We start from the raw sequence: 23,529 nt of genomic DNA, 5'->3' as shown, positions 1-23,529 counted from the left end.
CGCTTAAATCCTGATATTTAAAGGTGTTGACGGTGGGTGAATCCACTTGATAAAGGCATGATTCTTGCAGTAATACAATAAGTATATTGCCAAAATATTAATTAAGGTTGCCCCATGCTCACCATTAACATTCACAATAATCAAGCCTTAATCCACAGTCAAACCATTCCCACAAGAGCGAATACTCCCCACATCATTCGAGCCATTCCGCAGGTTAATTATGAACTATTAAATCCCCAAACCAATCATGCTCCTGACTACATCATTGCTCAGCGTCGGGGTAAAGATTTGCATATCTATACTTATGATATGGCACACAGCCCTGATGTGATCATTGAAGGCTTTTATAATTATGATGATACTGGACTTGTCGGTTTTGCTGAAAACAGTCAATATTATTACTATATTCCTGATAGCGCCGAAGTTGTTGATTATATTACTAATTTGGATGATAACGCCATTCAAGGTCATGCCTTGGGTGGTTTTGCCATGCCTAGCCCTTGGTGGGTTTCTAGTGCCATCTCAACGCAAATAAGTCTCACTCCTTTTGCTGTTGGTGCATTTGCTGTTGCCGGTGCTGGCGTTGCCCTAAAAGATTATGCCAAAGATCACCGAAATGGCATAAGTGATGATATTCAGCCGGCTCCCCAGCTCAATCAAGTGGGTGTCATTAACATACAAGGCGCCCTTAAAGTTGGTCAAACCCTAACTGCTACGGTTGCTGATGGTGATGGTGTCCCAAATTCTATCGCTTACCAGTGGTTTAGAGGTGGGCAAGCCATTCAGGGGGCAACGGGCAACACTTATGTTCTTATCATGGATGACAAAGATGCCACCATCAGTGTTCAAGCCACTTATAAGGATAATGCAGGTAATATTGAGAAGCTTGTCAGTATCGCTACTGCACCTATTGCCGAACCTGCTGACACCACCCCGCCGACCCTGACCATCAGCATTGCCAAAAGCGATCTGCTCGCTGGAGAAAGCACGCTGGTGACCTTCAAGGTCAGCGAACCCGTGCAGAATTTCGAGAGCAATGATGTTGTTGTCAAAAATGGCTCGCTCAGCGGCTTTACCAAAGTCGACGACACCACCTACACCGCCACCTACACCGCAGACAAAGCTGGGCAGGCAAGCCTCACCGTCGCCCCCGGCACATTCTCCGATCTGGCGTGGAACCAGAATGACAAGGCTTCCGAACTTGCTTTGTCCATTAAAGATGCACCGCCGCTGCCCGCCGATGTGCCGACGGTTTCACTGCGCGGTGATGTGGCAGTTGTAGAAGGGCAGTCCGCCGCTTACAATCTGGTGCTCGATAAACCCGCCCAGCAGGCAATCACCCTCACCGTGCACGTCGTACATGAGAAGAGCAACGGCAGCGACGTACAGGCCACCTCGTACACTGTTACCATCCCCGCCGGAGAAGACAGCACCACTCTGCAAATCCCCACGCTGGACAACAACAGCTTTGCCCACGGCAAAACCTTCCGCGTGGAAATTGCCAACGCACAAGGCGCGAAAATTGACGCGCAAGAAAACAGCACCGTCACCGCCATTTCCGACAACGATCCTCCCCCGCCGCCGCAACTGGAAGCCGGCAGTGAAAAAGGCAGCGCCGTGATTACGCCGCAAGCCGGTACGCAAGCGCTCACCGTGCATTTTCACGACGAAAGCGGTACTGCACACAGCATGGAATCCTACTTCGACAGCAGCCGCCACATTTGGCAATTCAGAAATGATCCTCCTGCGGGCATCACACTGAATGCACAAAGCGGCATCATCCGCATTGCCGCCTCCGCCCTGCAAAATGGCAGTGAAGTGCGTGCGGAAAACGCCTCCGAATACAACATCAGCGAGAGCGGTACATTACGTCTCAATGACGGCAACGACAACACACCGGACACCACAGCCCCCGTGCTCACCATCAGCGCCGACAAACCCTTCCTCACCGGCAAGGGCGAAAGCGCGCAGCTCACCTTCAAACTCAGCGAACCCGTGCAGAATTTCGCTGCCAATGATATTCAAGTGAATAACGGCCGTATCGACAACTTCGTCCAGGTTGACGCCACCACCTACACCGCTACCTACACCGGTGTCGGCAGTGGCGATATTCGCGTTGCCGCCGGCGCATTTTCCGATCTCGCTTTCAACCAGAACGCTGAAACCGGCCTGCGCATACCGCTCTCCGTGCCGGGCAACGTCGTCATCAACGGCCTGCCCAAAGTGGGCGAAAACCTCAGCGCCAGCATCACCGACGACAACGGCGTACCTGGCGTTGTGCAATACCAGTGGCTTGCCGACGGCAAAGCAATTACAAGCGCCACCCGGGCCACCTACACCGTGCGCTCCGAAGACGCAGGCAAAACCATCAGTGTGCGCGTCATCTATCAAGACGGCGAAAACTTCTCCGAAGATGTCACCAGTGATGCCACTGCTCCCGTGCAAGGCGACAATGTGCACGTCTTCGCCAATATCGCCGAACTCATGGCTGCGCCGCTCAAAGCCGACGACAAAGCGCTTATCACCGATTTCAACCACGTCAACGACAACATTGGCATCCGCTACACTATCAGCGACACCCTGCCCGATGCGGCACAAGGGCTGTTGAACCGCGTCGCCGTACCCCTTGCCAACGGCAAATACGCCCTGCCGCAGCTTGATGACTACACTCTGCCCGTCGAAAACAGCGCCGCCAATACCAAAGCCATGCTGCAAGTGGCGACAACCTACCTCGATGCCGGCGACAAACTCGTCTGGGACGGCAATGGTGAAACGCCGCTTTACGTTTCGGGTACGCCCAAAATGGTGAAAACACCAAGTGGCAAAGAAGCCTTTGCCATCACTTGTTCGGCCTTTATCAATATGGTTATGGCGGGCTGGAAATTCGAAGACACCACCTATGCCAACAACCAAAACACCTCCTCCTACGGCTGGGGCATCGACTTCCAAGATAAACCCCAAGGCGACAAAGGCCCTTACAGCGCCAACGCCCAGCTCAAATGGATGTACTGGAAAAACCAGGTCGCCCTTTATAACGGCAAGAGCGGCGGCGAAGAAAACTACCGCGTCGGCGACATTCTCTTCTTCTCCAAGCAAGACCCCGAAGGTGCAGGTACCGGCGGCAACTTCTTCATGAACGTCTACCACTCGGCGATTTACATCGGCAACGGCAAAATCATGCATTCGGCGGGTACTTATCATGGCAACGGCGTGGTAATAGAAACGCTAAACCCGTTATTAAAAAGTAATTTGACCTGGATAGGCCGCCCGCATCTGGGTAACAGCACCATCACCATCGAAGGCGAAGCGAAAGTGGGCGCCACGCTCACTGCCAAAGCCGCCGATGCCGACGGACTGCCCGCAGACGGCATCACCTATCAATGGTATGCCGACAACCGCCCGATTGACGGTGCAACCGCGCAAACCTACACCTTGACTGATGCGGATAAAGGCAAATCCATCACCGTGCGCGCCAAATTCAGCGATGGCACACAATATCTGGAAGCGCCGACCAGCGCCGCCACCGCCCAAGTTACCGAAGACACGCCCGCACCGCCGCCACCCGCTGCCGACACTACCGCGCCGACGCTTACCATCAGCGCCACGCCGTCCATGTTGATGCCCGGCAGCAGCACCCAGCTCACTTTCAAAGCCAGCGAAGCCGTCAAAGGCTTCACTGCTGATGATGTCATCGTCCAAGGCGGCACGCTCTCCAACTTCCGCCAAGTGGATGCCAAAACGTTCACTGCCACCTTCACCGCAGGCGCAGCAGGCAAAGCCAGCGTGACCGTGGCCGATGATGCTTTTGTCGATCTTGCCGACAACCCCAACGAACTTGCCAACCTCGAACTCGTCATCGATGCTGCACCCACGCCGCAAAACCATGCCCCCACCGACATTACTTTATCCGCCGACAGGCTACCTGAAAACAAATCGGGCGCGATTGTCGGCAAACTCGCCACCGTCGATCCCGATGCAAACGACAGCCACACTTACGCGGTAAACGACAACCGCTTTGAAGTCGATGCCCAAGGCAATCTTAAGCTCAAAGACGGTGTCAAAGTCGAATTTGCGCAGGAAAAAGCCATATCCTTGGAAATTACCACCACCGATCAAGGCGGTGAAAAATACAGCGAAACCTTCGCCATCAACGTGCAGGACGATCCCAACTATCCCGCACCGCAACCGACACCCAACCAAGCGCCGACCGACATTGCCCTTTCCGCCACCACGCTACCTGAAAACCAAGCGGGCGCAATTGTGGGCAAACTGACCACCACCGACCCCGATCAAGGCGACAAACATACTTACACCGTGAGCGACCAACGCTTTGAAGTAGATGCCCAGGGCAATCTCAAGCTCAAAGCCGGTGAAACAGTCGATTTTGCCCAAGAACCGAACATCAAGCTCAACATCACCACCACCGACCAAGGCGGCGCGTCTTATCAAGAAACCTTCACGCTCAACGTCCAAGACGATCCCACATACCCCGCCCCCAACGGCGGCAAACTCGGCGTCTATGTGCCCAAACCCGCCACTGATTTTATCGCCAATGTCAAAGACGCTGCCTATGGCGCGAAAGGCGACGGGCAAACCGATGACACCGCCGCGATCCAAAAAGCCATTGATGCCGTGGCTGCCAAGGGCGGCGGCATCGTCGAGATTCCGGCGGGCACCTATATGATTAACGGCGCGGCGACCAGCGTGCTCGGGCCGGGCGATGTGCCTCGCACTTCCGGTTTGCAGGTGAAAAGCAACGTCATCATCCGCATGGCGGACGACACGGTGATGCAAGTCATCCCCAATGGCGAGAAGCACTACGATATTTTCAATATTTACAACGCCGAAAACGTCGCCATCATGGGCGGTACTTTACGGGGCGACCGCCACAGCCATTTGAATGACCAAGGCGAATGGGGCTCGGGCATCAAGATTGCCAGCGCCAAAAACGTGGTCATTGAGAAGGTCATCGCACGCGAATTTTGGGGCGATGCCGTGCACATCAGCGACAGCGGCAGCCTGCCGCGCACGCCTAGCCAAAACGTCACCATCTATCAACTCGCTGCCGACGGCAACCGCCGCCAGGGCATTTCGATCACCTCTGCCGACAAAGTGCTGATTGAGGATTCCGCCTTCAAAAACACCGGCGGACAGGGCGGCACGCCGCCGATGGCCGGTATCGACATTGAGCCGGAAAGCCAGCAACAGGTGAGCAACGTCACCATCAAAAACTCGACATTCGACAACAACACCGGCTACGGCATCGCCTTGCTGGAGAGGGCGGACGTTGAAAACGCCGACATCCGCAACATTGTCATCGACGGCAATACCATCAAAACCGGCGGCGCGGGCATCGTGGTCAACAACACCGGCGGCCACACCATCACCAACAACCACATCAGCGACATCGGCAAAGGCTGGTACTACGGCAGCCAGCACTCGCTGGCGCTGAACGCGAACAGCCATGACAACACCGTTACCGGCAACACCGTAAAAACCGGCAGCATCATCGATGCCGGGCAAAACAACAGCGTTTCGGGCAACATCTTTGAATCCGTAGCCTTTGTGCGCGGAGAAAACAAAGTAGGGGCGACGCTTGCCGCCGAAGTGCACAACGACGACGGCGCGCCGCGCAACTTGGGCTATCAATGGCTCGCCGACGGCAAGCCTATCAATGGCGCGACCGCCGCGACCTACACCGTGCGTCCCGAAGACGCGGGCAAACGCATCAGCGTGGAAGCGAGCTTCGACAAAGACGGCGGCGTGCGCGAAACCACCGAATACGAAGTGCCGACCCTGCCCATTGCCGGCACGCCCAATCCGCCCACGAATGACGGCAAACTCGGCGTCCACGTCCCCAAGCCGATCACTGATTTCATCGCCAATGCCAAAGAGTTCGGCGCCAAAGGTGACGGGCAAAGCGACGACACCACCGCGATCCAAAAAGCCATCGATGCCGTGGCCGAAAAAGGCGGCGGCATCGTCGAGATTCCGGCCGGCACCTATATGGTGGACGCCGTCAATAATCGCTTGCATATGAAAAGCCATGTGATTTTGCGTCTGACAGACGACACCGTACTGAAAGCCATCACCAACGGCGAAACCCATTACGATCTCATCCGTTTCCGCAATGTGGACAACGCCCACATCATCGGCGGTACGCTGGAGGGCGATCGCGAGACACACACCGGCATCGACGGCGAAGCTGGACACGGCATTCGCTTGATGGCCGCCACCAATATCACCATTGAAAACGTTACCCTCAAAAACATGTGGGGCGACGGCATATATCTCGGCAAAGACAGCACCCACCCCACGCAAAACGAAAACGTTACCGTCTATCAAGTCACCTCGGATCACAACCGCCGCCAAGGACTGAGCGTTACCCACGGAAAAAACATCAAAATTCTAAACTCCATCTTCCAAAATACCGATGGCACCGACCCGCGCGCGGGCATTGATCTTGAACCCAATGCAGGGCAGGACGTCAGCAACGTGGAAATCCGCGGCAACCAGTTCCTCGATAACCACATTGGCTTTTTGGTGGCGAACAACTCGGCGGGCAGTCGCGTGCAAAATGTTGTATTTGAAAACAATACATTAAGCGGCAACCCGCGCGACGCCATCATCTTGCGCGGTCTCGAAGGCGGCAGCATCAAAGGCAACACCATCCACATCGACCCCGACGCCCATCATCATGACTCCGGCGGCATCCGTCTTTACAACGGCGATTATCATGCCGTGAAAAACCCCGATCCGCGCCCCACCCGCGACGTGGAGATCACTGGCAACACCCTCTACGGCGGTACCATCATGCCGCGCGACACCAGTGGCAACACCATTGCCGACAACCAATTCAAAGCCGCAGTCTTTATCCGCGGCAACGCGCAAAACGGCGAAGAACTCACCGCGCAGTTTTATGACGGCAACGGCACCAGCAAAGCCGCGAATGTGCAATACCAATGGCTGGCCGACAGCGTGCCCATCGGCGGCGCAACGGCGGCGCGTTATACGCCGAGTGCCGCCGATCGCGGCAAAACCCTCACCGTCAAAGTGAGCTTTACCGACAACGCGGGGCAAACGGAAAGCGCCGAAAGCGACGCCACACCGCCGGTGGACAACATCCGCAACCAAACCCCCACCGACATCACACTCTCTGCCGACAGGCTACCTGAAAACCAGGCCGGCGCGGTGATCGGCAAACTCGCCACCGTTGATCCCGATGCAGGCGACAGCCACACCTATACCGTGAACGACCAGCGCTTTGAAGTCGATGCCCAGGGCAACCTCAAGCTCAAAGACGGCGTCAAAGTCGAATTCGCGCAGGAAAAAACCATCGCCCTGGAAATCACTACCACCGATAAAGGCGGTGAAAAATACAGCGAAACCTTTACTTTACAAGTCCAAGACGACCCCAACTATCCCGCACCCAATCCGCCCACACCGCCCAACGACGGCAAACTCGGCGTCTATGTGCCCAAACCCGCCACCGACTTCATCGCCAATGTCAAAGACGCTGCCTACGGCGCGAAAGGCGACGGGCAAACCGATGACACCGCCGCGATCCAAAAAGCCATTGATGCCGCTGCCGAGAAGGGCGGTGGCGTGGTGGATATTCCCGGCGGCACTTACCGCATTGACGGTCTCAAAGGCGTGCATCTGCGCAGCAACGTCACCGTGCGCATGGCGGACGATACCTTGATGCAGGCCGACATCAATCAGCAGACGGGCAGCAATTCGGTCATTTTCCGCCTGCGCGATGTGGAAAACAGCCATATTCTCGGCGGCTCTTTGCAGGGCACGCGCGACAGTGGCGCGGTTGGCAGCGGTTACGGCGTGCTGATGTATTCGGTGCGCAATGTGGTGATTGAAAATGTCACCAGTAAGGATTTCCTCACTGATGGTTTCTATCTGGGACGCGACAAGTACCGCGAACCTACGCCGAAAGACGTGGTGTTCTACAACGTGACCGCCGACAACAACACCCGCCAGGGCTTGTCGATCACCAACGGCGACAATATCAATGTCATCCGCTCCACTTTCAAAAATACCTTCGGCGTGTCGCCGCAGGCTGGCATCGATATCGAACCCAATCCCAGCGCGCATTCGCCGGTGGTCGGTCCGGATGGCGAGACGAAAGTCCCCGGCAAAGTGACCAATGTGGAAATCATCGATTCCGTGTTTGAAAACAACGCTGCCGAAGGCATCATCGTTTCTGCCAACGGCGATGCAGTGATCGAAAACGTGCGCATCCTCAACAACCAGCTTCACGGCAACCGCGACGGCATCAAGCTTAACGGCCTCAAAGGCGGCGAAGTGGCGGGCAATACCATTCACGATGACGGCCGCGGCATTCCCTATTTCGACATCGAAACCTATGCCACCCGCGACGTCCATATCCACGATAACGTGATGTACGGCGGCAAAATGCGCAGCGAGGCGCAAAATACTGGCGTCGACAGCCACAACATCACCACCGCCGACAACCAAACCCACGCCGCCGTTTATGTCAAAGGCGCGCTCAAAACCGGCGCCACCGTCTTTGCCCAGGTGGAAGACGGCGACGGCGTGCCGCTTGCCCGGTTCATCCAATACCAATGGCAGATTGAGGGCAAAGACATTGCAGGAGCGACAAACCGCGAATACACCATCCGCCCCGAAGACAGCGGCAAATCTTTGAGCGTGCGCGTGGAATTCCCCGACGGCAGCAAACAAACCGAAACCGCGGTGAGCAAACCCACCCTGCCCATCGACAGCCTGACCAACAACGCCGCGCCCACAGACATCCGCGCCGACCGCCCCTTGTTGGTGGACGAAGGCCAGGCAGGCGCCAGCGCAGGCCGCGTGCGCACCGTGGATGGCGACCGCGGCGACGATCATGTTTACACCGTGAGCGACAACCGCTTTGAAATCGATGCCTATGGCCACCTCAAGCTCAAAAGCGGAGAAACGCTGGACTATGGCAAAGAACAAAATATCGACCTCACCATCACTGCCACCGACCGCGCCGGCAACGAACTGAGCAAACCCTTTAGCGTCGCCGTGAAAGACAATCCCAATATCGGCACCCCGCCCACACCGCCCGCTCCCAATCCACCGGGGGACGGCAAACTTGGCGTGCATGTGCCCAAGCCGACCACGGATTTCGTCGCCAATGTCAAAGACGCCGCTTACGGCGCCAAAGGCGACGGCAAGGCCGACGATACCCTCGCCGTCCAGAAAGCCATCGATGCCGTGGCCGAGCAGGGCGGCGGCGTGGTGGAAATGCCGGGCGGCACCTATATGATTGACGCCACGGCGCAACAAGGGCCGCACAGCCTGTCGCGCAACTACCCGAGCGGGCTGATGATGAAGCCCAACGTTATCTTGAAGCTTGCCGACGATACCGTGCTCAAAGCCATTCCCACCGATCAGGAGCGCTACAACCTCATCACCTTCTACAAAGCCGACAACGCCCATCTCATCGGCGGTACGCTGATCGGCGAACGCGACCAGCATAAGGGTCTCACCGGGCAATACGGCTACGGCGTGCGCGTCATCTCCTCCAAAGACGTGGTGATCGAAAAAGTGACCGCCAAAGACTTCTGGGGCGACGGCTTCTACGTCGGCATCAACAGCGGCGCCGATCCGCAAAGCCAGAACGTCACCTTCTACAACGTCGTGGCCGACAACAACCGCCGCCAGGGCCTGTCAATCACCGATGCCAAAGGCGTGAAAGTGCTGGATTCCGTGTTCAAAAACACCAGCGGCCATATGCCGCAATCCGGCATCGACGTCGAGCCCAACCCCGGCCGCAGCACCACCGACATCGACATCCGCGGCAACCGCTTCGAAGGCAACACCGGCTTCGGCGTCGTGGTTTCAGGTAGCCAGTTCAACCGCAAAGACACCAACTACGGCAAAGCCCATGCCGACACCGTCACCAAAAACATCAATGTTGAAGACAACACCTTCACCGGCAATAGCGACGGCATCTGGATCAGCGGTTTGGCAGGCGGGCGCGTGGCGGGCAACACCATCCACTACGCCAACGTCGCCGGCGGACCCACCGGCGGCATCCGCAAACTGCGTCTGGACGACATGAGCCGCGACATCGTCGTCGAAAACAACACCATCTACGGCGGCGGCTATCCGCACGGTTATACCGAACACGGCAAGCTCATCGAAGGCGGCGGCATCGAAAACCTCGGTCAAAACAACATCGTTCGCAATAACGACTACAAAGCCGACGTCTTTATCCGCGGCCTGGTCAAAAGCGGCGAAACCCTCACCGCCCACGTTTACGACGGCGACATCGTCTCCGCCGACGTGCGCTACCAATGGCGGGCCGACGGCAAAGCCATTGACGGCGCCACAAGCCGCAGCTACCGTCTCACCGATGCCAACAACGGCAAGCGCATCAGCGTGCACGTCGAATTTACCGACGGCGCAGACGAAAAAGAGAGCGTCACCAGCGCCGAAACCAACCCCGTCGGCAGCCCGCAGCCCAACCACGCCCCGCAATGGGCGTACGTTCGGGGCAACTACATCGCCGACGAAACGCCCGGGCATGTTATCGGCAAATTCGGCGTGCACGACCCCGACCCCGGCGAAACCTTCACTTATCGAGTCAGCGATGAGCGTTTCGAGATCGTTGCTGGTGTGTTAAAGCTGAAAGATGGTATTAGTATTGATGATGCTAACGAAAAAAAGGTTGCTCTTGCCATTGAAGTTACTGATAGTGCGGGTGCTAGTTTTGTGCGTGAACTTGATCTTATCGTTGCCAAATACGACAGTAATGGTAAGGACATCTCCACCGTCTCCAACACTCATGCGCTATTGGTTGATGCAACTGCAACTATTGTAGCTGTGTCAGAAAAAAGTGTTACCGATACCAAGTTTTTGCTTGCTAAGAAGTCTAAACTTAACCTTGACAATCTTGAAAATGATAAAGATATGCCTGATGGTTTTGCTGCTGGCAATCAAACCGCTTTACAACCAATTCAAGACGCAGTAACTGCTTATGGCACAAATCTGGGTGCTGATGTGCTTAATATGCAAAGCAACCCCATAAGCATTCATGCCAAGCAAGGTGCGGACAAAGCCACTAGTAGCATTGACCATACATCAACAAATATTAGCGATACTACTGATTTTGTAACTTTATCAAGCTTGGTCAGTCATGGGATGAATTTTGATGTGGGTGTGGCTGATTTGAGTGGCACAACTGCCCAAAGTTATGGTAATCAAATGCAAAATTCAAGCAATCACACGGCTGACATCACTAAAAACACTTTGTCTGATTTGATAGAAGATGCCACAGACAAGCTATTTATTGCAGACAATGATGTTGCTGTTAATAATAATGATGGTTTGGGTGATTTTAATGACAAAGCTGATAAAAAAGATGACCTTGACCGCCACATCTATTGGGATGATACAAATAATAATCACCCATTCTATGTGGATAAAGATAACAACATTATCTAGCTTGTATCAGTGTCATGTTGATAACCAAAAATTCAACTTCAACTCACCACTTGATAAATGATGACTGTTTTATTAAAAACAAATAACAACTAAAAACATCATTGTTTTGTGTTTATCAATCAAAATGGTGTGAGCAAAAGCAAGCAATGGCGAAGTATGGTCAATCTGCCATATTAAAAAATTTACTGATGACATCAGAGAACAAACAATGAATTGATGATAAGTTTTATTGAAGCAGCCCGATGGTTTGTTGCCAATAAATCTTGGCTGGCACATGATACAGTGTATAGAACGTATTTGCCAGCACTAACAAAGCCAAAACCTTGCTTGGCTGGACGGCTGAGTTTGACATTGAACGTATGTGTGTGGACACATGGCGTTGGCAAAGTCAAAATCCAAGGGGTTATTCGTCTTGATGATGTTTATCAAAACTGCTAAATTGGCGTTTTACTGATGCTGATGAGCTTGCTCGATTCTTTTATCTATCTGGGGGTGAGTTGAAAGTATTGACCAATGTCCTTCATCGCCACCGTTTGTTTCTTGCATTTTTTTAAAGAAATTGGCAAGATGAATGGGCGAAATATTTAGGCGTTTTAGCTCATCAATGGCAAATTTATCCGCTTCCATCTCCGCTTTTTGGGAGTAGCTGGCGGTGGTCAGTAAGGCAGGTAAGGTCAACAGCATATCAGACATATCACCTGTGATGACCACAATTAGCGCGCTGACACCTAGACTGTTGATGGCTTGTTCTAGGCTGTGGCGATGTACCAAATGCCCCTGTTCGTGAGCCAGTACCGCCAGAATTTGGTTGTCATCATCAGTCAGCTTGATAAGCTCATCGGTGATGATGATGGTATTATTGGGAATGGCAAGAGCGTTTGCACCAATCTCGCCCCCACCACGCACGATGACTTTGGCTTTTGGATTGCCATCTAGCTTATCATACAAGGCGATAATATCATCTTGGCGAGCTTTGGGTAGGGTGCTAGGCTTGGTCATGTCCATCACATAGCTTTCGGCTTGTTTGCCCACCGTCATCAAGGTATCAGCAGGCAGTTGTTGGGCGATGTGGTGTGATGCCAAGGGTATGGCAAATTTAAACATACCAAACACAAATACACACACCACAATGACGCTGGCACCAATCCACGTCCAGCGATTTTCCATGTGTGAGATTTTGGTAAATAGCGAATGATTGTCAAGTTCCAACCATGTAGGCACATCGCCGATAAATTCTATCCTAGCCCCATCTTTCATCATCAGGACATGGGGCGAGCCAGCCACCGCAGGTAAATATTCGCAGTCTTTGTTAAAATGGCGTTTTTCATGCCCAAGATAGCTGACAATAAAGCCATCTACCTTGCCTTGATAATAAACAGGCGTGATATGAGCAACATGAGCGGTGCTGGTTTTGCCATCAAAGTAGCGAATTTTTGTGTGTTGTTCCATCATATTTTTACCACGACACATCAAAATCAAACACATCACCAATCTCTTCGCCAAGTGGTGAGACATTTTCAACGCTTGGCGTGGTCATGGCATGAAAATTATCATAAGCAATCAGACTTAGTGTTTCAACTTTGTAGCGGTGCATACGCACAACCGCCCAAGGGTAAAGCAGTCCTAAGCTTAGCACGATGGCGATGTAGTTGGTCAGTTGGATAAGTGCAAATTTTAAAGGGCTAAAATCAACAAGCTCAAACCCATTATCGCCAAGTGTCAGTTTGCTCCAAATCGCCTGATGGATATAGCCTTGCATGAGTGGCAGCACCAATAAGGTAGCAAAATAAAACCCCCCAATCATTATCCAAACAACCGAGCCAAGAACAGCGTCATTATTCTCACCAGTTGTACCCACTCCCAAAAATAGCAGCACACCTGCCACAAATACCATGATAAGTAGCAGTATGGGGACAATCGTGGCTTTATAAATGTCCCAAATGCTGGTGTTGAAGTTAAATTTTAATCGCCCAAAATAGGTGTTGTCAAACTGATAGCGTTTAAACAGCCACCACACCCAAGGAGTAAGCAGACCACTGCTAAAAAATATTGCGATAAAGGCGAGCATGATGAGATATGCTGACCCAAGCGAGCCTTCAAAAGCAAAAGATACGTTGTTATATTGGCTATTTCTTGCCCGAAATCGCAAGGTAGAACGCATAATCCAAGGCATGATGATAAAGATAATCAGTGAGCCTACCACTGCCACATCGGGTGAGAACCGCCCTAGCACTGTAATGAGCAAATAAATCCCAAGAGCAATCAATCGCCCAACCAAAATGCGTTTGGGGTTGGCAGTAAAATCAAATGCCTGTCCATCAATTTGGGTGTTGCCATAAAAGTAACGCAGCCGACGCACTTTTGCCCACGGTGAATAAATCCCCAGCGTAATGATGGTGAGCAACAGATTTACAATCCATATTTTAAAATACTCTGTGCCTGTGCCATAAAAATAAAAATCGTGCACACTAGGCTCGTGATGGGGTGTGTGGTAGGGATTTATGGGTGGTGGCGTACTTTTGGATAGATGGATGTCGGTCATGATGTGAATGATTGTAAATACTAAAATATTTCGCCATTGTATCAAAAATGTATTAAAAAGAAAACGTTTTTTATTAGCAACTGATTGAAAAACAAGCGGTTTTGTGTTTTTATGGTAAACAATGTTTTTAAAATATAAAAATTCTCATTCCCATTGAAAAAAAACCTTGCTTTTGCTATAATGCGATGATTTGGTTTTAGGTGGTATGATGGTCATCTAAAATACAAGACCAGTTTTAACAAGGAAACATCATGAAAAAAACCGCATTAAGTTTGGGTTTGGTGGCTGTTTTGGGGCTGTCATTAACCGCCTGCAACAACCAATCCACCCAAACCCCTGCCGAAACCACTCCCCAATCTTCTGCTGATGGCAAAACTGCCAATGACAAGCTGACCATCAAAACCGCCACAGGCGACCAAGAAATCACCGCCAATCCCATGCCGATTGCTGTGTATGACATGACCGCTTTACAAAATTTAAAGATGCTGGGTGTGGCGGTACAGGGAATGCCATCGGCGGAGATGACGGCAGAACGCATTGCCATGCTCAATCTAAAAGCGGACGGCACGCCAGATGGTACGCCTGTTGGCACGCTATTTGAGCCAAATTTAGAAGCCCTGCACGCCCTAAAACCCCAAGCGGTTTTTGTGGGCAGTCGCATGGCAGAAAAAATAGACGAGCTTGCCAAAGTTGCCCCAACTTATAATTTAACCATTGACACCAATAATGTTTATGAGTCTAGCAAACAGCAACTGGCGGATTTTGGGCGTATTTTTGGTAAGGAAGCCGAAGCCACCAAAGCCCAAGCTGAGATAGACAGTGCCATTGAAGAAGTCAAAAAAGCCGTTGCAGGTAAGGGTAATGGTTTGGCGATTTTGATTAACGGCAACAAAATGAGTGCTTATGGCAAAAACTCCCGCTATGGCTATTTGCACACCACCTTTGGCATTCCAATGGCGGACGAAAATATCCAAGAAGCTCGCCACGGTCAGCCCATCAGTTTTGAGTATCTACAAAAAGTAGACCCTGATTGGCTGTTTGTGCTTGACCGCACATCTGCTGTTGGTGAAGAAGGGGTGTCTGCCAAAGAAGTGTTAAACAACCCACTCATGCACAACACCAAAGCCTACAAAAACAACCAAATCGTCTATGTCAGCCCAGATTCTTATTTGGCGTTTGGTGGTTATTATCAATGGCTAAAAGACACCAAAATTGTTGCAGACGCATTTAATGCCAAATCTGCCAACTAATCTTTTGTGGTGATGAACATCAAGGGCGAATGAACATGATATTCGCCTTTTGTGTGTTTGTAGGATAAACTGATAAAGATTTGCCAACCAATCACCATATTTATTAAAGCCTTATCCGTTAATAAAACGCCAAAATAAAGATTCATTTTAGCATGATGGTTGGGTGTTTAATCCCATCGTAAACCCAAGGAAATGCTCTTCATGACCACAACGACAGCGAGTTTATCGCCACACGGTCTTGCCCCAAGTTTTGTCAATCTTGGTGCGTTTGTGCTTTTGCTACTGCTTATTATCATCAGTATTTCGGTGGGCGTGGCAGATTTTTCGTGGGCGAAACTTTTTGATAGCACAGATGATAGTTTGCAGTTGTTTTTTGTCAGCCGTCTGCCACGTACGCTTGCGTTGATATTGACAGGGGCGAGTATGGCGATTGCTGGTATGATGATGCAGGTGGTGCTTAAAAACCGCTTTGTTGAGCCGTCCATGGTGGGGGCAACACAGTCGGCAGTATTGGGAATTTTGCTGACAAGTTTGTACATGCCAACACTGCCCATGCTGGGTAAAATGAGCGTGGCGACCGTCATGGCATTTGTTGGCATGATGATATTTATGCAACTGATTAAACGCTTGCCACCAACTGATTTTTTGATGATACCTTTGGTGGGGATTGTTTTTGGGGGGATTATTGACTCATTGACGCTGTTTTTGGCATATCAAACTGAGACGGTGCAAATGTTGTCAGTGTGGCGATTTGGTGATTTTTCAAGTGTGCTGGCTGGCAGGTATGAGACTTTATGGTTGGTTGGCATTTTATCGGTGATGGCGTATGTCATGGCAGATAGGCTGACCATCATTGGGCTGGGTGATGGCATTGCCAAAAACTTGGGGGTCAATAAAAATGCCGTGATGTGGCTTGCCATTGCCATGGTGGCGATGATAAGTGCGGTGGTGGTGATTACGGTGGGGGCGATTAGTTTTGTGGGACTGGTTGTGCCAAACATCATCAGCCGTTTGGTGGGCGACCGTTTGCGGGTGTCTTTGCCTGCGGTGGCCTTGCTTGGCTCATCTTGCGTGCTATTGTGTGATATTATTGGGCGAGTGATACGTTATCCTTTTGAGATTCCTGTCTATGTGGTGTTTGGCGTGCTGGGGTCGGCACTGTTTTTGTGGTTGTTATCAAGAGCGAAATAGGGGGCGTGATGAAGTGGCGTATCATTCTTGTGGCAGTGCTTGTTACTTTTGGGCTGTCATGCCATGCCAACATAGCACAATCATCTTTAACAAGACAAATGACCGTAAATAAAATGCAGTATGTCATGCTGTTACAGCCTGATGAGCTTGTGAGCAAGCGAGTATTGGAAGCCTCTTTGTTGTCTCGTCATTTAAGTAATGTACAAAACATCATTGATGTCCAATTTGATAACTTGCCAAGCGATTATGTCAATCAAGGCTTTGTCATCTTAGCATTGAATGATAAGGGCGAAAGCCGTGTTTGGTTTGATTTTGATAAAAAAATAGACGAAAAAATCATACGTCAAATCACCCAAAACGTCCAAGCCCTATCACCTGATTTTGTCAAATCGCAGAGCATTTTGGTGGCTATGGCTTATAGCTTGGGCGATGGTGTATTTGACAGACAGATGCCAGATTTGCAAAATTGGCAACCCATGCTGGTTTTGCCAGACAAACCCATGCAAATTGATGAAATTATTTTGCAAAATTGGTAACATGACACATGACAAATCAAGATATTACCCCTAATTTTTTATCGTTGTGGTTGGCACGGCTGACTGCTCGCCCCATACTCATTGCAAGCCTTGTTTTGCTGATTGGTTGTGTGTTATATCTGACCTTAAATGTTACAAGCTGGGATTTTGCTTTGCCACTACGCACACGCAAACTGGTCGCTTTTTTGGTGGTGGGCTATGCGGTGGGCGTGTCCACGATGTTGTTTCAAACACTCACGCACAATCCGATTTTGACACCAAGCCTGTTGGGTTTTGATGCTTTGTATGTGCTGATTCAAAGCCTGATGTTGTTTTTTTTGGGCATGGTCAGTTATGTAACCATGCCTTCGGTGGGTAAATTTGCTTTTGAAGTTGCCGTCATGATGGTGATGTCGGTACTGATGTTTCGCTTTTTGTTTACCAAGCACAATCAGGATTTGACACGGCTGATTTTGGTGGGGGTGATATTTGGGATTTTGTTTCGCAGTTTGTCATATATGGTGGCTCGCATGATAAATCCTGATGAATTTGTTACTGTGCAAGCCCAAAGCTATGCCAGTTTTACGGCGGTTAATATTAATCTGCTGATGGTGGCTGTGGTGCTGTCGGTGGCAACGTTTATTTATGTGTGGCGGCAACGTTTTGCCTTGGACGTGCTACTGCTGGGCAGAAACTGTGCCATCTCGCTTGGCGTGCCGTATCGTCAGCTGTCGCTTGGCATTTTGATAACCATTGCGTTATTGGTGTCTATGGCGACCGCTTTGGTTGGTCCTGTTACTTTTTTTGGTTTGCTTGTGTGTGCTTTGACCAACCGTTTTTGCACCAAAATGGCTCATGGTGAACGACTGATTTTGGTAACGCTCATTGCCAGCAGTACATTGATTGTGGGGCAGGCGGTGTTTGAGCATTTGTTTAAAATGGCAGGCGTGCTTGAAGTGGTGATTGAGCTGTTTGGTGGCGTGGCATTTTTGCTGCTTATTTTTACACAATACAAAACAAAAAGACAGTAGGGGCGATTGATGATAAAAGTACAAAATGTCAGCCACACGATTGGTGAGTTACCCATTTTAAAAAACGTCAGCTTTGAGCTACCCACAGGACAAATCATTGCACTTATCGGAGCAAATGGTGCGGGCAAAAGTACGTTATTTAGCCTGATGTCTCGCATGAATCCACTGCAATCAGGCAACATCAGTTTTGATAATCACGACATCAACACCGCCACTGACAGCGACATGGCAAAAGTGGTCGCCATGCTTGCCCAAGAAAACCACATTCAAGGTCGCCTAAGGGTGCATGAGCTTTTGATGTTTGGACGTTACCCTTATCATCAGGGCAGACCTGTGCAGGCGGATAAAGACAAAGTTGATGAAATGATAACTGCTTTTGAATTAGAGCCATTGGCAAACCGATTTTTGTCTGATTTGTCAGGTGGTCAGCGTCAAAGAGTGCTGATTGCGATGGTGGTGTGTCAAGATACGCCCTATATTTTGCTTGATGAACCGCTTAACAACCTTGATATGTATCATGCAGGACGGCTCATGCGACAGATGAAAGTGCTGGCAAATCATGGCAAAACGGTGGTCATCGTGCTACATGACATCAACCAAGCGTCCCAATTTGCCGATACGGTGGTGATGATGAAAAGCGGTCAAGTGGTGTCTGTTGGCACACCAAAAGACGTATTGACAGCACAAAATATGAAGCTGTTATATAATGTGGATGTAACGGTTTTGATGCACAATGATAAACCAATTATTGTGGATACGGTATGATGACATCTCAACAAGCGGTGTTTTATGAATTTGCCATCAGTCATGTTTTTAAAAAGCGACTACAAAGAATTTATATCACAACAATGCTTTGTTTAATTCAAGTGTGCTTTTTTTCTTATTATGTGTTTACTGCAAATGCGTGGAGCATTTCTCTGTTTGGTTTGAATATTGCTACTTATTATTTGCCACCTGTGGTGATTACATTGCCACTTTTGTATGAAAATATATGTTTAATGAAAAATTATGGTGTCAAATCTTTTCAACAAATTGGTGTGATGGATAATACATTGATTGGCAAAAATTTTCTTTATCAAAAAATCAGCATGACAAATCCCATCGTGGCGGATTGGGATTTTAAAGTTAAAAAACATTGGTTCTTGTATGATAATGACCCAATTTTAACCATCAGTTTTATTAAATTGGTTAGCGATAATCAAGTGCTTTATATCCCCCACAGCCAAGCCGATGATAATTTTATAAAAAGATTAAAAGAGCTGTCAGGCTGATGGCGGTTTTGTAAACCTATCTTTTGCCCGCCACATTGCCCACCAAAAACCCCACCAAGCCAATCACTAACGCAGGTACGACAGCGTGCAAATCCCACAGTGATATTTTAAAATAAGCAATGATGACATAACTCATCAGTCCTGCCACCATAGAGCAAATCGCCCCTGTGGCATTGGCTTTTTTGTAATATAATCCAAACACCAGCACCCATAAAAATGTGGCTTCCAGTCCACCAAAGGACAGCAGATTAAGCCAAATGAGCATCTCAGGCGGATTGAGCATGGCAACGATTGCCAAAATGACCGTAAAACCAAGGGTAATGCCTGTGGAGTAGCGTTTGATTTTGGCTTCATTGCCAATGGCGTCAGGTTTGATGGATAAATACAAATCTTTAATCAGCGTGCTTGATGATTGAATGAGCATGGAATCAATAGACGACATAATCGCTGCCATTGGTGCGGCTAAAAATACCCCTGCCACCACAGGCGGTAGTACTGTCATCATCAGTGTGGGAATGACTTTATCAGGCACATCAAGCTCTGGTACGACCGCACGAGCCAGCACGCCTGCTAGGTGCATGCCCAACACAAGCACCGTCATTGCCATTGTGCCAACCAAGATGCCGTGGTGCAAAGATTTGCTGTCTTTATACGCCATCGCACGCACGGCAGTATGGGGCAGACCAATCAAACCAAAGCACACCAACACCCAAAATGACAGCATGAAAGTTGCCGAGAGTTTGTCATCAACACCTGTGGGCGTCAAAAGGCGTGGGTCAATGGTGTGTAAGGTGTTCATGGCGTTATCAATGCCACCTGTGGCAACAAGCGTACCACCTAATAACAGCACAACCCCCACCAGCATGACCAATCCTTGTACCGTATCGGTTAAAACCACCGCACGAAAGCCCCCAATAAAAGTATAAAGCCCTATCACCAGTGCAAAAACCGCCACCGACCACGCATAAGGCAGACCGAGTGTGGCTTCCAAAAGCCGACCTGCTCCGATAAACTGCACCACCATCATGCCAAAAAACGCCAATAATAAAGAGACACAAGCCAGCCATACCACCACTTTGTTTTGATAGCGAGCAAAGAGCAAATCATTGATGGTGATACTGCCTGTTTGGCGTGCTAGTATGGCAAACTTTTTGCCGAGTGTGCCAAGTGTCAGCCAAATGGCAGGTATTTGTATCATGGACAGTAGTACCCAGCCTAAGCCGTATTTGTACGCCGCTCCCGGCCCACCGATAAATGAGCTTGCCGACACATAAGTTGCCACCGTGGTCATGGCAAGCACAAAACCTGACATGGAGCGACCACCAACATAATACTCATTTAAAAAATCTTTTTGGCGTTTTTGATAGGCGTGCCATGCAATCCCAAAAACAAAGCACAAATAAAGCACAAGGGGAATAAGCACTTCAATATTTAAAGTCATCAGTTGTCCTTGTGTTGCTGTGTGTCAGACAAATCATCATTTAAATTGATGTCTTGATAAACCATTTTTAATACCGCCATACTAAGCATGATAAATACCATTGGCAAAAACACACAAGACAGCTCAAACCATAACGGCAAACCAAATACGCCAACACCCGTGGGGCTAAAATACGCCCCCATCACCCAGCCAATCAAGTAAATGACCGTCAAATAAACCGCCCATTTGGCTTCACGGTTTAGCTGTTTGCTGAGCGGTTGCGTGTCTTGAAAAGAGAAATTTTTATCCATCAATATTCTGTCTGTTTAAAGCAAAAAATGGTGTTAGTCTAGCACAAAATGACCCAGTGGATTTGAATGAATGGACATATTTTAAAAAAATAGTTGCAAATTACTTAAACTTTGTTATAATTATCGCCCATAGGGGTATCGCCAAGTTGGTAAGGCATCAGGTTTTGATCCTGACATTCGTTGGTTCGAGTCCAGCTACCCCTGCCATTTTATAAAAAGCCAATCTTAGGATTGGCTTTTTTGTTTTTTGGTGTATGATTAAGATAAGATAAAAATTTGGCACACGCATATGTCTCATTTTGGTACGCATTTTACAACCGCCACTTCTGGCATTTTAAAAAATAACCCCTTGCTTGGTGTGGCATTGGGGGCAGATGTGGCATATAAAGACCGCAAGGCACAAGCAGTGCTGGCGTGGGGTCAAAAACCAAGTCGTGATAAAGCGGTTGCTTTTGCTCATGCTCACCATTTGCCACTGATTACCATAGAAGATGGTTTTTTGCGTTCATTGGGTAGTGGCATTCGTAGTGTGGGGGCAAGTTTTATTATGGATGATGTGGGGGTGTATTTTGATTTGACCACCCCAAATCGCCTGCAAACATTAATCGCAGACTGCCTAAACAATTGGTGCGATGACAAGCAGCAGTATGCCAAAAAATTAATACAAAAAATCATCACCAATAAACTCTCTAAATATAATACCACCACTTATGCGCCTGATTTATCACAGTTGGCAAAGAATGACAAACCACACGTCATCATCATTGACCAAGTGGCACATGACAGCTCAGTCAAAGGGGCAGGGGCAGATGATCAGAGTTTTGCTGCCATGCTTGCTCATGCTCAGTCTCACTATCGGCACGCTAATATTTGGATAAAGGCACACCCAGCAGGCAAAGGGTATTTTACACCAAGCGATGGCATGCCACCTTTTTATTTGACTGATAATTGCAATCCGATTGCCCTGCTAAATCAAGCAACCGCCATTTATACTGTCAGCAGTCATATGGGTTTTGAAGCACTCATGCTTGGCAAGGTGGTACATAATTTTGGTGTAAATTGGTATGGTGGGTTTGGCTTGACTGATGACAGCTTTGTGCAAGATACCCCGCTTTATGCCCAAGTACAAGCTCATCATCGGGCATTAAATATCCAAAATCCCAGCATTTATCAGCTTTTTTATGCCAGTTATGTCTTATACAGCCATTATGCCAACCCTGCCACCGCTCAGGCGTGCGATATTGAAACGCTCATGGATTATTTAATCACCAATCGTGATTGGCAAGATAAACTGTATGGCAACACAGGGCAACTGCTGATTTATGAATTTAGTCGCTGGAAAGTGCCTTTTGTGCGTGGATTTTTGGGATTTGATAACATAACATTGACTTTTAAAAAGAACAGATGGCGATTATTTTTGCCCAATGCCATTAATGCCCAACGTGTCAAACGTGATGATGATAAAATACTACCCCCCACACTTGGCAAGTCTGCCTATGTTGTATGGGGGCAAAAAGCCAAAAAACGCTTGGTGGATAAACTGACTGCTTATGGAAAAACCAACCCACAAATTTGGTGCATGGAAGATGGTTTTATTCGTTCTAACGGTCTGGGGGCAACACTTATTGCACCCATGTCGGTTGTGATGGACGATGTGGGGATTTATTTTGATACGACCGCACCCAGCCGACTTGAACAAATTTTAAATGGCATTGTGCTTGATGAGACTCAAAAACAGCGTGCCAAACGCTTGCATGAGCTGCTTTTAACTCAGCGTGTAAGCAAATACAATGTACCTACAAAAAATCATGATATTGGCATGCAACTACAACTGTTAAAATCACACAGCCGATGTGTTCATCTGGTGGTAGGTCAGGTGGAAGATGACGCTTCGTTACAAAATTGTGCCAGTATGATTAAAAAAAATAGCGAGCTTTTGGCAAAAGTGCGTGCTGACTTTCCCCAAGACATCATTATTTATAAGCCCCACCCTGATGTAGAAGCAGGACTGCGCATGGGCAAGGCGGACAATCACCATCTGGCGGACGTGGTTGCTTATGACGTTGCCATGCCTGATTGCTTGGATGTCTGCGATGTGGTGCATACCATCAGCTCACTCACCGGCTTTGAGGCGTTATTACGATATAAGAAAGTGGTGTGTTATGGCTTGCCATTTTATGCAGGCTTTGGGCTGACGGATGATGTGATAGAGACACAAAATACCCCAAAAATACAAGCACTCAACCGCCGTACTCGCCCCAATTTACCGCCTTTGACCTTAGATGAGCTGATTTTTGGCACGTTAATTGCATACCCCATTTATCATTTGCCACACGGCACAGGGCTTGCTACCCCTGAAAATGTGATTGATTATCTTTATAATTATCAAGAAGATGGTAAGCCTTATGCCAAATTTGCTCAACAATTATTCCAAAAGATAAAAACTTACGTCATGAGATTACGCAATGTAACAAGCGGTAAAAAATTGTCATAACAAAATATGATACAATCACAATGATTTTGTGAGTA

At 49.2% G+C, this 23,529-nt stretch carries 12 protein-coding genes, 1 tRNA gene and 1 pseudogene; 10 read left to right on the top strand and 4 right to left on the bottom strand.

Annotation, left to right across the window (positions count from 1 at the left end):
• Positions 1-114: 114 nt before the first annotated feature.
• The gene (locus CEW93_RS05785) at positions 115-11,469 is read left to right on the top strand and encodes an Ig-like domain-containing protein (RefSeq protein WP_089539503.1); all 11,355 of its coding nucleotides are present in this window, start codon (positions 115-117) and stop codon (positions 11,467-11,469) included.
• 296 nt (positions 11,470-11,765) lie between these two features.
• A pseudogene (locus CEW93_RS10985) lies at positions 11,766-11,885 on the top strand (UDP-glucose 4-epimerase GalE); the annotation flags it as partial.
• A gap of 31 nt (positions 11,886-11,916) precedes the next feature.
• Here the strand turns inward: CEW93_RS10985 and CEW93_RS05775 are convergent.
• Together CEW93_RS05775 and CEW93_RS05770 are read right to left on the bottom strand one after the other, a co-directional pair.
• Positions 11,917-12,921, bottom strand: coding sequence for a M48 family metallopeptidase (locus tag CEW93_RS05775; protein WP_186727906.1), 1,005 nt, complete (start codon positions 12,919-12,921; stop codon positions 11,917-11,919).
• 4 nt (positions 12,922-12,925) lie between these two features.
• Complete coding sequence (locus CEW93_RS05770) at positions 12,926-14,011, bottom strand: YjgN family protein (RefSeq protein ID WP_089539500.1); 1,086 nt, start codon at positions 14,009-14,011, stop codon at positions 12,926-12,928.
• Positions 14,012-14,262: 251 nt separating this feature from the next.
• Between CEW93_RS05770 and CEW93_RS05765 the strand changes: the two genes are divergently transcribed.
• The 6 genes from CEW93_RS05765 to CEW93_RS05740 all read left to right on the top strand — a co-directional run bounded on the left by CEW93_RS05765 (position 14,263) and on the right by CEW93_RS05740 (position 19,269).
• The gene (locus tag CEW93_RS05765; RefSeq protein ID WP_089539499.1) at positions 14,263-15,261 is read left to right on the top strand and encodes a siderophore ABC transporter substrate-binding protein; all 999 of its coding nucleotides are present in this window, start codon (positions 14,263-14,265) and stop codon (positions 15,259-15,261) included.
• A 201-nt stretch (positions 15,262-15,462) separates the two neighbouring features.
• Positions 15,463-16,452 carry an ABC transporter permease gene (locus tag CEW93_RS05760; RefSeq protein WP_370511939.1) on the top strand — a complete coding sequence of 330 codons (990 nt, stop codon included), beginning with the start codon at positions 15,463-15,465 and terminating at the stop codon, positions 16,450-16,452.
• Positions 16,453-16,460: 8 nt separating this feature from the next.
• Complete coding sequence (locus CEW93_RS05755; RefSeq protein WP_089539497.1) at positions 16,461-16,988, top strand: hypothetical protein; 528 nt, start codon at positions 16,461-16,463, stop codon at positions 16,986-16,988.
• An 8-nt stretch (positions 16,989-16,996) separates the two neighbouring features.
• A complete protein-coding gene (locus CEW93_RS05750) occupies positions 16,997-17,998 on the top strand; it encodes an iron chelate uptake ABC transporter family permease subunit (protein ID WP_089539496.1) in 1,002 nt (333 codons plus the stop codon).
• 9 nt (positions 17,999-18,007) lie between these two features.
• Positions 18,008-18,763, top strand: coding sequence for an ABC transporter ATP-binding protein (locus tag CEW93_RS05745; protein WP_089539495.1), 756 nt, complete (start codon positions 18,008-18,010; stop codon positions 18,761-18,763).
• Positions 18,760-19,269: a hypothetical protein gene (locus tag CEW93_RS05740; protein WP_089539494.1), complete on the top strand. Its 510-nt coding sequence runs from the start codon at positions 18,760-18,762 to the stop codon at positions 19,267-19,269. Before CEW93_RS05745 ends, CEW93_RS05740 begins: the two co-directional genes overlap by 4 nt.
• Positions 19,270-19,285: 16 nt before the next feature.
• Here the strand turns inward: CEW93_RS05740 and panF are convergent, their stop codons facing one another.
• Both panF and CEW93_RS05730 read right to left on the bottom strand, forming a co-directional pair.
• On the bottom strand, positions 19,286-20,710 hold the full coding sequence (panF, locus tag CEW93_RS05735; RefSeq protein ID WP_089539493.1) for a sodium/pantothenate symporter: 1,425 nt from the start codon (positions 20,708-20,710) through the stop codon (positions 19,286-19,288).
• Positions 20,710-21,000: a YhdT family protein gene (locus tag CEW93_RS05730; RefSeq protein ID WP_089539492.1), complete on the bottom strand. Its 291-nt coding sequence runs from the start codon at positions 20,998-21,000 to the stop codon at positions 20,710-20,712. Before CEW93_RS05730 ends, panF begins: the two co-directional genes overlap by 1 nt.
• 131 nt (positions 21,001-21,131) lie before the next feature.
• Between CEW93_RS05730 and CEW93_RS05725 the strand changes: the two genes are divergently transcribed.
• Positions 21,132-21,207 (top strand) — tRNA-Gln (locus CEW93_RS05725).
• Positions 21,208-21,289: 82 nt separating this feature from the next.
• Complete coding sequence (locus CEW93_RS05720; RefSeq protein WP_089539491.1) at positions 21,290-23,494, top strand: capsular polysaccharide biosynthesis protein; 2,205 nt, start codon at positions 21,290-21,292, stop codon at positions 23,492-23,494.
• The last annotated feature ends 35 nt before the right edge of the window (positions 23,495-23,529 follow it).

This window comes from Moraxella sp. VT-16-12, from assembly GCF_002224245.2.
Classification (GTDB): domain Bacteria; phylum Pseudomonadota; class Gammaproteobacteria; order Pseudomonadales; family Moraxellaceae; genus Moraxella.
This window is presented reverse-complemented; position numbering and strand designations above follow the sequence as displayed.